Here is a 13658-nt window from a genome sequence, read left to right on the forward strand (position 1 = left end):
AGTTGTCAGTTCCGCGCATGGAGAGGTAATTGTGTTAGAAAGTTTTGGCGTCCTGAATCTTTGGACCTATCTGGTCGGGGTGATTTTCATCATCATTTTGCCAGGCCCGAATACGCTGTACGTTTTAAAAACCGGTGTTACACGTGGCGTACGCGCTGGCTATACCGCCGCTCTGGGCGTGTTTATTGGCGATGCTATCCTGATTTTTTGCGCCTATATTGGCGTGGCCTCACTGATCCGCACGACGCCGTTTCTGTTTACGCTGGTGCGATTTCTCGGTGCGATTTACCTGTTGTTCCTGGGTGCAAAAATTCTCTATGCCACCTTTATCCAGAAAAATGCGGAGCAACATCCCCAGGTTGAAGGCGGCCATAGCATCCTGCGTAAATCACTGACGCTCAGTCTGACCAACCCGAAGGCGATCCTGTTTTATGTTTCGTTCTTCGTGCAATTCATCGACTTTGACTATGCCCACACCGGCCTGTCGTTCACCATTTTGGCGTTGATCCTCGAATCGGTCAGTTTTATTTACATGACTACGCTGATCTTCAGCGGCGCCATGCTGGCACACTTCTTTAATCACAAGAAAGGTCTGGCAAAACTGGGTAACGGTCTGATTGGTCTGTTGTTCCTGGGTTTCGCTACCCGCCTGGCAACCCTCAGTTCCTAGCCTCGCTCACAACGGCTGACTTGCTCAGCCGTTAGCCCTCCCCCGTTATGTCACGCAGGACAAACCGATTGTCAGGCAGACCAAAGTCGATCTTCTCAACCTGCTGTAGACTTTCAAGGTTAACGATTTACCCAAAATAATTGGCGTGGTATCAGGGCAGCCCGCGCGCAAATCCCGATGCGCTTACACCAGTCGGTGATTCGGATGAGTGCAGCCAACGCAGGTATCGCGTCAAGAATTAAGGGTACGACCTTTTTTGTCTGACAGGAGGGCGTATGCCTGACAATACCCTAGCAGTGATGGACAACGTTTCACGTTTTCTCGATCGTCATCATGGGCTGTATATCGACGGCCAGTGGTGTGAATCCAGCGCCGAAGGTCGGTTGGCAGTGTATAACCCCGCCGATGGGCAACAAATTTCCTCCACCGCAGACGCCAACGCGCAGGACGTCGCACGCGCCGTCCAATCGGCCCACAACGCGTTTACCTCTGGTGTCTGGGCGCAACGCTTACCCGCAGAGCGCGAACGCATATTATTGCGCTATGCCGATCTGGTTGAGCAACACACTGAAGAGCTGGCACAGCTGGAAACGCTGGAACAAGGCAAGTCGATCAATATTGCCCGTATGTTCGAGGTTGGCTGTACGCTGAACTGGATGCGTTACACCGCCGGGCTGACCACGAAAATCACCGGCCAGACACTCGATGTGTCAATCCCGATGCCGCCGGGTGCCAAATATCAGGTGTATACCCGTAAAGAACCGATTGGCGTGGTCGCCGGTATTGTGCCGTGGAACTTCCCACTGATGATCGCCATGTGGAAAGTGATGCCAGCGCTGGCCGCAGGTTGTTCTATCGTCATCAAACCGTCGGAAACCACCCCGCTTACCGTACTGCGCATGGCAGAACTGGCAACCGAAGCCGGTATTCCGCCAGGCGTATTCAACGTGGTGACCGGTAAAGGCAGCGGTTGTGGCAAAGCGCTGACAGAACACCCGCTGATCGCCAAAGTGAGCTTCACCGGTTCCACGCCCGTTGGCAAAGGGATCGCACGTGCCGCGGCAGATCGTCTGACACGCGTGACCCTCGAACTTGGCGGTAAAAACCCGGCTATCGTGCTGAAAGATGCCGATCCGCAACAGGTCATCGAAGGCCTGATGGCTGGCAGCTTCCTCAATCAGGGTCAGGTGTGCGCCGCCAGTTCGCGAATTTATATTGAAGCGCCGATCTATGACACTCTGGTCGCGGGGTTCGAGCAGGCGGTGAAATCACTGTCTGTTGGGCCGGGAATGGATGCCAGTGCGCAGATCAACCCGTTGGTCTCCAGCGATCACCGCAATAAAGTGGCCGCGTATCTGGATGACGCCAGATCCAAACATGCGGAGCTGATCAGCGGCGCATCCGGGCCAGACTCACAGGGGTTCTATATCCCCCCTACGCTGGTGATTAGCCCGGATGACAAGCTGAACCTGACGCGCGAAGAAGTCTTTGGCCCGGTGGTCAATTTGATCCGCGTCGCGGACGCCGAAGAAGCCTTGCAAAAGGCCAACGATACCGACTACGGCTTGACTGCCAGCCTGTGGACCACCAGCCTGCAATCGACCATGGCTTATACGCCGCGCATTCAGGCCGGTACGGTTTGGGTCAACACCCATACGTTGATCGACGCCAATATGCCTTTCGGTGGGTTCAAACAGTCGGGCAGTGGGCGTGATTTTGGCCCGGATTGGCTGGATGCCTATACCGAATCCAAATCAGTGTGTATTCGTTACTGATCGTGCCCCAAAGCATCAGTAGCCCATTTTATGAGGCTACTGATGCTGTTTGCGGTATTCGCTCGGCGAGACGCCAAAACGGCTTTTGAAGGCAGTAGAGAAGTGGCTGTGATCGGTAAAACCCCAGTCATAACCGACAGTCGCCAGCTTTTGTCGTTCCGGTGCACGGCGCAAGGCCTGCGCACACAGATCCAGACGGCGGTGCTTGATATATTGCGCCACCACCAACCCCTGGCGGGAAAACATCCGATACAAACTGCGTACCGATACGCCCAACTCACTGGCAATCCATTCCGGCCGCAACTGCGGCGATTGAATATGCGTATCGATAAACGCCAGCGTTCGGGTGAAGCTGCGAGGGTGGCTATCAACCTCAACCTCGCGATCAACCAACGCCGGGCGTAACAGCGTCGCGACGGCGCTCAGTATCGCTTCACTCTCTGGGGCGCTCATCAGCGGGTCCTGCATACAACCCAGCACCAGTTGCCGGCTAAGTCGCACTACGCTGCTTTGCGCGTCGAGACGCCGCGCACACTGCACATCGGCCCCGTGCGCCGAGGATTCGAAATAACTGCGTGGCATCAATAACGAAATTTGGCGGGAATCTTGTTGAAAGGTAAAGCTGCTGGTGCGTGAAGCGTCGATCAAGGTAACGTCGCCGGCGGACAGTACCGCCTGCCGCTCCCCCTGCTCCATCAATGAACTGCCACGCAGTTGAAAGACGGTGAAAAAGTGCGAACCGTCGCTGCGGGAAATCTCTTGAGGGGTACGATACAAGCGGGTGTGAGCGGCATCAACCACACTCAGACGTAGCGCATGGGCGCGGAACTCTTGCATAGCACCGCTAAACCCTGGCCCCAGCGTCTTGGCGCAAAACCGGCCGCAGGCGGAGTTGATTTTCGCCAGCCACTCCTCAAAGCCAACTTCCCTGCTCTGGGCGGAAATTGTCATGGCTTTCCCCTTCAAACATCAGCGATAAACGCTGTCGAACCGCAAGCGGCATTGAACAGAAAACCAACATAACAATCCGATAACATACAATCAATGCCGTGACCGGGATCTGGCGCAGGGATCACACATTGCTCCCACCACACGGGCACAGTCATCAAATTGACACCCAGCCGTCATGTAACCATCACATGACTCGCCAAATATAGAGCTCAGTTTGCTGACAGCCACCTTCACACCATGGGTATTCCTAATGAAATTATTACAAAAATCTGCGCTGGCACTGTGTTTGTTCACGGCTGCCGCCCTGTCTGCGTTCAGCGTTTATGCCGCCGAAGATGCACAACCCTTCACAACCTCACAGCAGGTTGATCTGACCCAGATCCTGCCGCCACCGCCGGCCAATGACTCCGTGCAAACCAAACGGGAACTGCAAGAAGTCGTGGATATGCAGCAGAAACGGACGCCGGACATGGCCACGCAGGCCAAGGCAGATGCGGAAGAGAATGTATGGGTATACAGCAATGTGATGGGGCCGAAATTCAATGCCCAGGCGCTGCCGGTATTGAGTGCTTTCTTTGATCGCGTTGTCGCGACAGAAGCCGCCGTGGTTGATCCCGCCAAAGACTTCTGGAAACGCCCGCGCCCACACATGCTGGACAGCCGCATTGAACCGATCGTAAAACGCTCTACCTCCGGCTCCTGGCCTTCCGGTCACACCACGCTGGGCACGTTGATGGGCATTACGCTGGCCAATATGGTGCCGGAAAAGCGCGCCGAGATCATGGCACGCGCCTGGCAATACGGCGACAACCGCGTGGTTGCCGGTATTCACTACCCGTCGGATATTGAAATGGGTCGGATCGCCGGCAGCGTCATCAGCCAGCAGATCTCACACCAACAAGATTTCCAGCAGCAATACCAGCAGGCCCGCGAAGAACTGCGCCACGCATTGGGCCTGCCTGCCGCAAAATAATGCTTAAGGCTGGGTATCCAGCAAATAGCGAACGACGGCCGCGTACTCTTGTGCGTAGCCGTCGATGCTTTGACTCGACATGCCGGCATTGTCGATCTTGTACTTACCGGAAACGTAAAATGATGGCGTTGTGCGTACATCCAGCGCTTTTACTGCTTCATTCTGCTTGGCAATCATGCCTTTCACCAACAGGCTGTGGCGCGCATTCTCATAAGCCGCTGCGTCAACACCGGCGGCGGCAAACACCCGCTGAATATCCTCTTCACTGTTGATGGCACGTTTCTTTTGCAGCGCGTCAAACAGCATTCCTTCAATTTTATCCTCAATGCCCATCACCATCGCCACCGACCAGGCTTCGGTCAGTTCATTGCCTAATTTCCCCATCAGACCAACGTGATACTTGGTCAGTTTGGTGCCCTCAGGCAACGCCTGGCTAACGGTGCTACCCACGTGGTAGGTATCAGCAAACTGGTAGCAAGGGCCGCAATAGAAGGAGAAGAATTCCACGACAGCCGGCGCAGAGGCCACCGGCTTATCCAGACGAGTATATTGTTCGCCTGCACGATAATCCGCCGCGGCAGCCAGGGTCGGAAGTAACAGTGCCAGTAATGAACCGGCGATCAATCGATTAATTTTAGCCAACATACCTACTCCATTTCAGATGAGATCATTGTCCCTAACGCCGGTGTTTATAATCAAATTGTCGGCTTAAGGCCAGGCTTTATTACCTTATATTTATATGGGATTGATGCACATCAAAGCCATAGCCTGGCCTGTCAGTGGCATTCTCCAGCCCAGGAACTATGCTTGAAAGAGGGTGCGAATTGCCGCTGGCGTGCCTGAGTCGAGGTAAAAATGACAGTAATTAATAAAGGTATTGGCGAATATGACTTCACCGCAGAGAAGAGGGACGGTGTGATCACCGGAACCATCAGCGGCGAATTCCCAGACAGCGATGCCAGCCTCCCACTGTTGCCTTTCACCGGTACCTTTTCGGCTACATCGGTCGCAGAAGCCATTGACGATATTACCCGGCAATTCCCTGATATAGAGCCAGCGATTATCGATTTATTACGAGATGAAATGCTCAGCGCCGGATATTAACTCGCGTTATCTCAATGACCGATATCCTCCCGATTAGAATAATCTTACTTACAGAACCTTTTCGGTTTCCCTACCTTTTCCCTATTGCTAACGCCCTTAGCAGAAGATGATACTAACGGCCTCAATCTAAAGTTAAAAGGTTATATTATGCGTCGTATTCTGATGTTCATCAGTGCGCTGACTATTAGCGCCATGCTTTCCGGCTGTATATTCCCGCCACCAGGTGGCGGCGGTGGCGGTGGGCGTGGTGGCCCAGGCGGACCGGGGCATTATTTTAACGGGCCACGTTAAATAACGTTCATATCCTTGGCGCGTGACTTGAATATAAATTTAAGCCTGTAGGTCATCATAATGAAAAAAACACGCCTTATTATTTCATCCGCATTGCTATTAACCTGTGTATCGGTTTTTGCTGCGCCGCCTGCCAATGAATTTAACGGCAAGCCAGTGGTTCATCAGAATAATAAAAAACCTCATGACAATAAAGTACAGCCAAAATCACACCACAATAAAAAACCACTCAGGAAACCGGATAAGAAAGCGTCAGAAAAACGGGTTCAAGCGTTCCACCACGCGCGCAACGATTAATGTCAGTGATTAGGTCAGTCATGGCTAAACGATTCCCCCTACGCATGCGGCAGGGGGAATCGCTTACATCGCTTTAGCGCGCAGGGTATCGCCGCTGCGAATAAAATTGCCGGCGCCCAGATGATGAATAGTATGTAATTGCGGATCTGCGTCGGCAAAGTTCCAGCGGCCCCCCTGAAACACGCGTTCGTCTGCGGCGGCGGCAACCACCTCACCAAAACACGTATCGTATTTCTGTTGGGCACCACGTTCAGGTAACAGGCGACACTCCAACCACGCCACACACCCCTGCTCTATCAAGGGAACGTTCAGCGTAGCGCTGGGGAAGCTGGCAATATTAAAGCGAGAAAACTTGTCTTCCACGTCTTGCCCCGAGATGCTGCCCACCGCATAGGTCGTGTCGATAAACATAGCCGCCGGGATGCAGATGCCAAATACGCCACTCTCTTCGATCATCTGTCGGGAATGCGCATTTTTATCGACCACGATAGCAATCCGTGGCGGGGTAAATTCAACCGGCATCGACCAGGCAGCCGCCATCACATTACGCCGCGCAGCATCCTGGCTTCTGCTGGTAATCAACACCGTCGGGCCATGGTTAAGCAAGCGGCTGGCATGTTCCAGTGCAACGGGACGAAAATGATTCATGGGAGGCCCTTATTGATGTCTTTGGGTAATCAAACAGAAGGTAGTAACGGAGACTGTCTGTGTTTTGCAGTGTAGATCTGCGTTGCCGTGGGGATCAATCACGTTGGCGGCACAGAAGCACGGAATGTGTGCCTGTAATAAGCCTGATGTTGCAGAAGCCTTGAGGTTTGACGAGGAAATATTGCGCCAGCATCCACTGGCGCAATAGGGTAAAACTAGTTTTTTGGCAGTTGAATGCGCACGACGCTTTCTGGTTTGCCGGCCTTGGTACTGGCACCGTCATTTTTCACGCTCACAAACAACAGGTTGTTGCGGGTATCGAGCGCCAGGCTGTTCGGATGCGGTGGCAATTCTACCGTCTGCAGCCGCTTAAGAGTCTTGGAATCAAACACCGTCAACGTACCTACCCCGTGCTCGACGCGTACCCCTTTGCGGTTGGTGACATATACCCGTTGATTGTTCTCATCCAGCAGCAGACCAATCGGCACCTCATCGGTCAGTTCGCTGGCCAAGACCTTGCCGCTGTCCGCGTCCAACGCAAAGACCCGGTGCCCGCTACTGCGCTTCACGTAGTCGTGCCCCAGATGCGTATTACGGTAATTGTCGCGATCGATCCCCTGATCCACACCCAGCAGACGGTTGTTCTTACCGTCATACACCAGGTTCAGCAATTGATCCGCCTGGATCTCTTTGGTGGACGTGATTGCCAGCGTATCGGCATTCAGCGTGATCAACTGCCCCTGCATATTGGAGACAAAGACGCGCCGCCCTTTCTCATCAAGCGTGATGCCTACCGCGTTATAGCCAAAACCGGGGATCATTTTCTCCAGTTTTTTGTTGCGGGTATCCACCACAAACAGCACGCTGTCCACCCCGAAGCCCAGTCCCGGTAAGAAAAGACGGCCAGTCTGCGCGTCGTACTTCATCTCACGGATACGGTACTGGTAGTCTTCCGTGATCTTGAAACGCTTAAGCTCCTCAAGTAAGAATTCCAGCCGTTTACCGCTGATGCCTGCGTCTTTATACGTCTTCTCAAGCATCGACTTTTCGGTCACCAGGATACTGCCCACCGCACGATTGGTGGTGGTATCCACCACACCGACCGAGCCGTTAAACCCCTGGGTCAGATACAACCGGTGACCGGCATCATCCAGCGCCACGCCGAAGCCTTTCACCTGCAAAGGGATCTCCGCCTGCACCGCCAGCGTGGTCGGATCTAAACGCAACACGCGGGATTTTGCCTCTTCTTTCCAGTCTGGTGCACTGACAAACAGCGACTGCTGGCTCGGGCTATAAGCCATCTCCACCAGCGCCGACGACAACGGCTGGCGCTTGATATCCTCAGGTTTGATCCCTGTGTCACGGGCCTGTGCCGCACCGGCCACCACCAACGACGTTGCGATCAACAGCGACAGTAAAGCGCGAGGTGTTCCTATTGTTCCAGACATCCATTTATCTCCATGAAAGTAATAAAGTCAGTTAGGGTGAACAACGTCATTGCTGCGGTGCCGGTGGCAGGTCCGCAAGCGGCATATTCCCACCGTCCTGCTGGGAAAAATGCGCGAACACGTGCTGAATGGTCCCGGCGATCAGTCCCGCCTGTTGCGCGGTGTAGTGATCGGTCCGATAGGTCATCATCACGCGCAGGGATTTCACGCCGTCGAGGTTCTCTTCCATCACTTCAAACTGCAAACCGAGCAGTGATTCGGTTTTCTCCGGCTCAATCTGGCGATACGCTACCGTGCTGCCGTCTTGCAGGGTGAATGCCCCATTGAGCTTGATGCGGCTGTGGATCTGGATGAACACTTCAAACATGTGATTCTTGCGATCGGCATGCGCGCCAAATAGCCCCTCTTCCACCAGGTCAATCGGAATATCGGTGTAGGGCATCGAGCCATTGATGGTGTTTTTGACCTGATCGATCAGGCCAGCCACCGTGAGTTGCTCGGCGAAGCGCACCCGGTGTACCACCACGGTAGTGAAGTAGCCAATGGTGTCGAAGTACTCAGCATCGTTGCGCCCGGAAGTCGAGGTGCCCACCAGCAGATCTGCCGGGCCACCGAGAAGACGCAAAGCCGAGGTGATACCGGCATAGACCACGTTGAACAGCGAGGCATTGTTCTTTCTGGCCTGTGCGTACAAGCCGTCTGCCACCGCCGGGTCGACGTCGAACTCCAACCATCCTCCGTTGACATCGGCCTCTGCCGGTACTGCTGGATGGTGGGAAGGCTCCTGTTGGAACAGCGGCTGCCCCACTGGCGCATCCCGCAGGTTATCGAGCCAGTAATCCAGGTGTTGCTGTGCGACGCCGCCCGCCTGCTGCTGCCGGGCAAAGGCATAAAACTGCGGCACGTCGTTCGTCCACTGTGGCTTCTGCCCGGCAACGCGGTGGCGATAGGCGATACCCAGTTCGTCCATCATCAGGTTCAGCGACCATTCATCCAGCACGACATGGTGGAACAGCAACGACAACCATTGCTGGCCGGTGGCCGCGTCACGCAGGAAGGTGGCACGCAGCGGCAGCTCGATGGCGAGGTTGAAGCGGTGGTCGCCAGCATTGGCCAGCAATTCACTGCCGTTACCGGCCGGTGTTTCATGAGAGAAGCGGAACCAGGCATAGTCGAGCAATTCAGCTGCAGGCACCACTTGCTGGCATACCTCACCGTCACGCGTGATAAACAGCGAACGCAATACGCTGTGCCGTGTCATCACGTCGATAAATGCCTGGCGCAACGCCGTTTCGTCTACCGGGTCAAGGAAGCTGATGGCAAATGGCAGGTTGAAGATCTCGTCATGACCGAACGCCTCATACACTTTCCACAGGGAGTGCTGTGCCAGCGACAAGGGTGCCTGGACGGTGTCGCCCTGCTGTTGCATGACGCCTTCCTGGGCTGCCGGCGCTACAGCGGCCTGACGTTTGGCATAGACTGACAGCCCGCGGGCAGTGGCATGGCTGAACAGATCGTTAATATTGAGCTCTATGCGATGCAAGCTGAGCAAACGGCCGATCACTCGAGTAGCCACCAACGAATGCCCGCCGCGATCGAAGAAATCCTCATCAAGGGTCATCTCTGGCGCAACCAGGGCATCGCGGAACTCCGCCAAGATCAGTTGTGCAATAGCGTCGTTTTCTTGCCCATCATTTACGGACAAAGCGTGCTCAACCACGGCTAACGGCGGCTCAATGGCAGGAAGCCGCGCCGTCGTGATCGTCCGCCCCGCAAGGAAAGCGACAAACTGTTCCAACAGGAACGGGGCCGCGTGCGGAGTTAAACGAGGATCCGCGCTCAGCTCCAGCACCACCGAATCCGGATCGGGCAGGCTCAGCGCCAGCACCAATTCAAAAGGCGTATGCAGAGGCGGCAACAGCAGACGTTCAGCATTGACGCCGTCAAGTTGCAGAGCCACTGACGGGTCCGCCAACCAGGTCACCAACAGTTGAGCCAACTGCGGATTAGGGGCCTCCAGCGTGTGCTGCGCCAGCAGTCGGCTTTCCAATTCGGGATCGGCAGACTGTAGCGTCAGGCGTTTCAACCGGGCAGCGCTCATCCACGCGTCCATGCCGCTTGCCTGTTGTGCATCGTCCTGTGGTACACAGAGTTGTACCGGTAATCCGCCGGACTGGGCTGAGATAAAGCAGCCAAAACGCGTCGCGATCGCCGCCAACAACGTTGCCGGGTTATCAGCAACAGGCAGGATTTTACGCGCAACACGGGCCGCTATACGTACCCCGGCCTGTGCCAGAACGTCATCCTGAACAACCGACGTACGATAGTCCCGCAATGTCGCCGCCTGTCGCGCCCACGGCAGCACGAGATCGGCCACTTCCGGCAGTGGCGCAACCGGTGGCACCCCCTCAAAACCTTGCGCAGGGTCATTCCCGTTATACAGTGCCGATAACGTCTTCAATAACTGTCGGCATGACAACGTTTCCGCCAAAATATCGTGCGCCACAACGCCCAATACCACGCCGCTACCGGTGAAAACCCAAAAGCGTACCGGCGCTTCACGTGCCAATTCGAGAGGGGTGGCCTGTGCCTGCAGCAAACGGCTAACCGCCTGTTGCTCATTCGCCACAGACTGAATGTTTACCGGGTTGAGCGCCGTATTACCGCGCAGCTTGCGTAAGCCTTGTTCGTCATCAAAGTCATAGCGAACATCCAGTTCCGGCATCAAGCGGCTCAGGGCTTCCAGCGCACTGACCAATCTGCCGATATCCGGTTCACCACCTAACCGCCAGGCCATTGCCTGCTGGCTCCCACCATCACCCCGCTGCTGGTGCATGAACCATGCCAGCTCTTCCGCTTCGCTCAGCGACTGAACGGCATCTGCCGTACGTTCGCCCAGTGCCTCGAACGCCAGATCCAGACGCTGGGCCTCTTCATCGCTGAGAATATTGTCAAAATAACCGCTCACTGCTCTATCTCCTTGCGCCCGGTCAGCCCGGAACATCGGGGAAACGCTGGTCATTAAAAGGGGCGTTGATACGCCCCTTGCGCAGACTGGCTGTTACCGCATCAGAATGTCAGTTCAAGTGCCGCACCCACCATGCGTGGACGCTGCTGGGTTGCCGTATACACGTCATTGCCACTGACCATCACACGACGCTCTGAATCAAACAGGTTCTGTGCATACAGGGTGGCGCGACCATAGGCGAAGGTGTACGCCAGTTGGGTATTTGCCGACCAGTAAGAACCGATATGTCCGCGAGAGTCATTGTCATACTGCGAGTAGTAGGAATCAGAGAATGCGACGTTGCCGCTCAGTTCCAATCCGGCCATCAATTGGTACTTGGCGCCCATATTGGCGGTATAGGCTGGCGCACGCGCTAGCTCATGTCCTTCTACACCGCTGCCCGAGAACTTCTTGATCTTGGTTTTCAGCAGGCCAACGTTGGTAAACAGTTCGAAATCCCAACGCGGTTGCCAGGTTGCCCCCATTTCTGCCCCGTAGGTTTCCACCTTGTCGGCGTTGCGGATCACCGACGAGTCAGGCCCCAGGGAATACGGCAGCTGCATGTCCTTGTAGTCGTTATAGAAGATGTTGCTGGTCAGAATGACGTTGGCATCTTTTAGGTGATGGCGGCTGTACAGCTCATAGTTCCAGACATACTCAGAACCATAGGTATAGCTGACCACCGGCGTGCCAATAGTGATACCGCCGCCACCGGCGTTATAGCCACGTGCCACCTTGGCACCGTAGGTCTGGGTATCCGTCGGCTTCCAGGCCAGATCGAGCTTCGGCAGGAATACGGTGTAGGTCTCGTCAAAGTCGATACGCACGGCTTTGCTGCCGCCGGTACGCTGACGGTGCTCACGCTCCAGGCGGCTGGCAGCGGTAAGGTCTACCTCTGGCGTAATGGCGTAGGTCAGTTCGGCAAAGGCGGAATTAGTGTCGGTTTTATCCTTGAAGCTGGATCCACCGAAAATATTGACGAACTCATCCTGCTTGGCGTGGAAATAACGCAGCCCCGCCAACCCACGCAAACGGCTGTCCGGCCCACCAAAGCGCGCGACTGGCTCGACATGCACCTCTTTACCACCGATTTCAGCATATTGGATGTTGTAGGCTGTCGGGCGGTTGATATTAAAATCGGTGTAAATCACCCGGTTTTCGAGCGTCAGGCTGTCGGATTGCTCCCAGGCCAGATCCCAGACGCCGCTGTTCATGTTGCTTTTAAACACCGCACGGCGCGGATCGTGGCGCAGGTTGGTTGGGTGGACTTGCGGGTTGAGGCTTTCGTTCTGTGGTGAGGTACTGCCAAAATGGTTAAAGGTCAGCTTGGTGGTCACATCACGCAGGCCAGCCGGGTTGAATAACAGTTTGGCACGCGCCGTGGTGGCTTCAATTTCTCGTGGATCGCCCACGGGTGCATAGGCGGGCAGGTCGACATCACTGCGGCGGCGCTGGCGATCGACGCTGACGCGGAATGCCAGTTGGTCTTCCACCAGCGGGCCGGAGGCCATGGCAGACAGCTGTGAAGAATGCTGATTACCCGCCCCGCCCTTGAAGGCGCTTTCCCAGTCAAATGTCGGATCTTTACTGGTCATCACGATGGCGCCGGCAATGGCATTACGCCCCTGAATATAGCTTTGCGGGCCGAGGAACACTTCAACACGATCCAGATCCCACAGCGACTGCGGGCCGAACGCCTGCTCGTTGTAAGTCAATGAGCGGCCGTCGAGTGACAGATTGAGGCGCGGACGGGTGCCGCTGAGGAAGGCATTGGCGCCGACATTCGGCCCGGAACCGTCAATACCGCGCACGGTCGGGAGATTGTTACCAATTCCCAAATCCACCACGTTGGGGGTCATGCGCAGCAAATCGGGGACCTGCAACGCATTGGGCATGGAAGATATCCGCTCGCTGTCAAAGACTTGCACGCTGGAGCCAGTATCAAAAATGCTGCGTTTAATTTTTTCACCGGTTACCAGCAGGCTCTCTGAGTCCTGCCAGTTGTCCTTACGTTTGCTGTCTGCGGCTTCCTGAACCTTTTCGTCCACTGCGGCGGCGTTAACGCTCCCTACAGATAAAGAACAAAGACCCAGAAATAGTGAGGAAAATGCCCCAATGGCCTGTAAGCCTGCTTTTTCCTTGTTTCCTACGATTTTATGCCTTTGAGCCGCTGAATGCTTGCTCATAGATGTATTCTCCTTTCATCCCAGATGCACAAAAATTTACTTGTTTTCACATAGGTAACGACGCTGATTCTCACACTAACAATGGCATTACGGCCTTCCTGACCTTGCTATTGCATATCCCTGCCGCAGACGACCGCCCCACCCCAGACGCACAGCGGGCGAGAGCAGTTCTTTTGTCTGGAAACGTAAAGAAATGTTAATAATGATAATATTTTACATATTTTAATGCAAATCATTATCACTTAAGAAAATAACCGTGCAGATAAAAAGCCACAACGCACAGAAATAAAATCGAAGTTACCCGTAAC

12 protein-coding genes are annotated in these 13658 nt (G+C 54.9%); 6 read left to right on the forward strand and 6 right to left on the reverse strand.

The annotated features are described in order from the left end of the window. The first annotated feature begins 31 nt into the window (after positions 1 to 31). Positions 32 to 670, forward strand: coding sequence for a leucine efflux protein LeuE (leuE, locus tag ACI2J2_RS13180; protein WP_209636703.1), 639 nt, complete (start codon positions 32 to 34; stop codon positions 668 to 670). 275 nt (positions 671 to 945) lie between these two features. Then, on the forward strand, positions 946 to 2445 hold the full coding sequence (locus tag ACI2J2_RS13185) for an aldehyde dehydrogenase family protein (RefSeq protein ID WP_404760205.1): 1500 nt from the start codon (positions 946 to 948) through the stop codon (positions 2443 to 2445). A 36-nt stretch (positions 2446 to 2481) separates the two neighbouring features. On the opposite strand, the gene feaR is transcribed toward ACI2J2_RS13185, so the two are convergent. Then, entirely contained in the window at positions 2482 to 3396 is a 915-nt protein-coding gene (feaR, locus tag ACI2J2_RS13190; RefSeq protein ID WP_404760206.1) for a transcriptional regulator FeaR, read from the reverse strand. Between the two features lie 250 nt (positions 3397 to 3646). Between feaR and ACI2J2_RS13195 the strand changes: the two genes are divergently transcribed. After that, a complete protein-coding gene (locus tag ACI2J2_RS13195) occupies positions 3647 to 4369 on the forward strand; it encodes a phosphatase PAP2 family protein (protein WP_404760207.1) in 723 nt (240 codons plus the stop codon). Between the two features lie 3 nt (positions 4370 to 4372). On the opposite strand, the gene ACI2J2_RS13200 is transcribed toward ACI2J2_RS13195, so the two are convergent. Beyond that, the gene (locus tag ACI2J2_RS13200) at positions 4373 to 5014 is read right to left on the reverse strand and encodes a DsbA family protein (protein ID WP_404760208.1); all 642 of its coding nucleotides are present in this window, start codon (positions 5012 to 5014) and stop codon (positions 4373 to 4375) included. 210 nt (positions 5015 to 5224) lie between these two features. Here ACI2J2_RS13200 and ACI2J2_RS13205 point away from each other — a divergent pair, with 210 nt between their 5' ends. From ACI2J2_RS13205 to ACI2J2_RS13215, 3 genes are all read left to right on the forward strand, one after another. Continuing rightward, positions 5225 to 5473 carry a hypothetical protein gene (locus tag ACI2J2_RS13205; protein WP_209636714.1) on the forward strand — a complete coding sequence of 83 codons (249 nt, stop codon included), beginning with the start codon at positions 5225 to 5227 and terminating at the stop codon, positions 5471 to 5473. Between the two features lie 147 nt (positions 5474 to 5620). After that, positions 5621 to 5764: a hypothetical protein gene (locus tag ACI2J2_RS13210; RefSeq protein ID WP_209636716.1), complete on the forward strand. Its 144-nt coding sequence runs from the start codon at positions 5621 to 5623 to the stop codon at positions 5762 to 5764. Between the two features lie 60 nt (positions 5765 to 5824). Continuing rightward, positions 5825 to 6061: a hypothetical protein gene (locus ACI2J2_RS13215; RefSeq protein ID WP_209636718.1), complete on the forward strand. Its 237-nt coding sequence runs from the start codon at positions 5825 to 5827 to the stop codon at positions 6059 to 6061. A gap of 63 nt (positions 6062 to 6124) precedes the next feature. Here ACI2J2_RS13215 and ACI2J2_RS13220 read toward each other — a convergent pair whose 3' ends face one another. The 4 genes from ACI2J2_RS13220 to ACI2J2_RS13235 all read right to left on the reverse strand — a co-directional run bounded on the left by ACI2J2_RS13220 (position 6125) and on the right by ACI2J2_RS13235 (position 13350). Continuing rightward, the gene (locus ACI2J2_RS13220; RefSeq protein ID WP_265554720.1) at positions 6125 to 6709 is read right to left on the reverse strand and encodes a flavin reductase family protein; all 585 of its coding nucleotides are present in this window, start codon (positions 6707 to 6709) and stop codon (positions 6125 to 6127) included. Positions 6710 to 6924: 215 nt separating this feature from the next. Then, the gene (locus ACI2J2_RS13225) at positions 6925 to 8157 is read right to left on the reverse strand and encodes a YncE family protein (RefSeq protein WP_404760209.1); all 1233 of its coding nucleotides are present in this window, start codon (positions 8155 to 8157) and stop codon (positions 6925 to 6927) included. A 46-nt stretch (positions 8158 to 8203) separates the two neighbouring features. After that, the gene (locus ACI2J2_RS13230) at positions 8204 to 11125 is read right to left on the reverse strand and encodes a condensation domain-containing protein (protein ID WP_404760210.1); all 2922 of its coding nucleotides are present in this window, start codon (positions 11123 to 11125) and stop codon (positions 8204 to 8206) included. A 101-nt stretch (positions 11126 to 11226) separates the two neighbouring features. Beyond that, positions 11227 to 13350 (reverse strand): TonB-dependent receptor, encoded by a 2124-nt coding sequence (locus ACI2J2_RS13235; RefSeq protein ID WP_404760211.1) that lies wholly within the window; start codon positions 13348 to 13350, stop codon positions 11227 to 11229. Positions 13351 to 13658: the final 308 nt, after the last annotated feature.

The organism is Serratia sp. NPDC087055 (assembly GCF_044900985.1).
Lineage (GTDB): Bacteria > Pseudomonadota > Gammaproteobacteria > Enterobacterales > Enterobacteriaceae > Serratia.

Coding starts and splice junctions, on each gene's coding strand:
- feaR (WP_404760206.1), bottom strand. CDS start 3,396: ATGACAATTTCCGCCCAGAGCAGGGAAGTTGGCTTTGAGGAGTGGCTG.
- ACI2J2_RS13225 (WP_404760209.1), bottom strand. CDS start 8,157: ATGTCTGGAACAATAGGAACACCTCGCGCTTTACTGTCGCTGTTGATC.
- ACI2J2_RS13200 (WP_404760208.1), bottom strand. CDS start 5,014: ATGTTGGCTAAAATTAATCGATTGATCGCCGGTTCATTACTGGCACTG.
- ACI2J2_RS13220 (WP_265554720.1), bottom strand. CDS start 6,709: ATGAATCATTTTCGTCCCGTTGCACTGGAACATGCCAGCCGCTTGCTT.
- ACI2J2_RS13215 (WP_209636718.1), top strand. CDS start 5,825: ATGAAAAAAACACGCCTTATTATTTCATCCGCATTGCTATTAACCTGT.
- ACI2J2_RS13185 (WP_404760205.1), top strand. CDS start 946: ATGCCTGACAATACCCTAGCAGTGATGGACAACGTTTCACGTTTTCTC.
- ACI2J2_RS13205 (WP_209636714.1), top strand. CDS start 5,225: ATGACAGTAATTAATAAAGGTATTGGCGAATATGACTTCACCGCAGAG.
- ACI2J2_RS13195 (WP_404760207.1), top strand. CDS start 3,647: ATGAAATTATTACAAAAATCTGCGCTGGCACTGTGTTTGTTCACGGCT.
- ACI2J2_RS13210 (WP_209636716.1), top strand. CDS start 5,621: ATGCGTCGTATTCTGATGTTCATCAGTGCGCTGACTATTAGCGCCATG.
- ACI2J2_RS13235 (WP_404760211.1), bottom strand. CDS start 13,350: ATGAGCAAGCATTCAGCGGCTCAAAGGCATAAAATCGTAGGAAACAAG.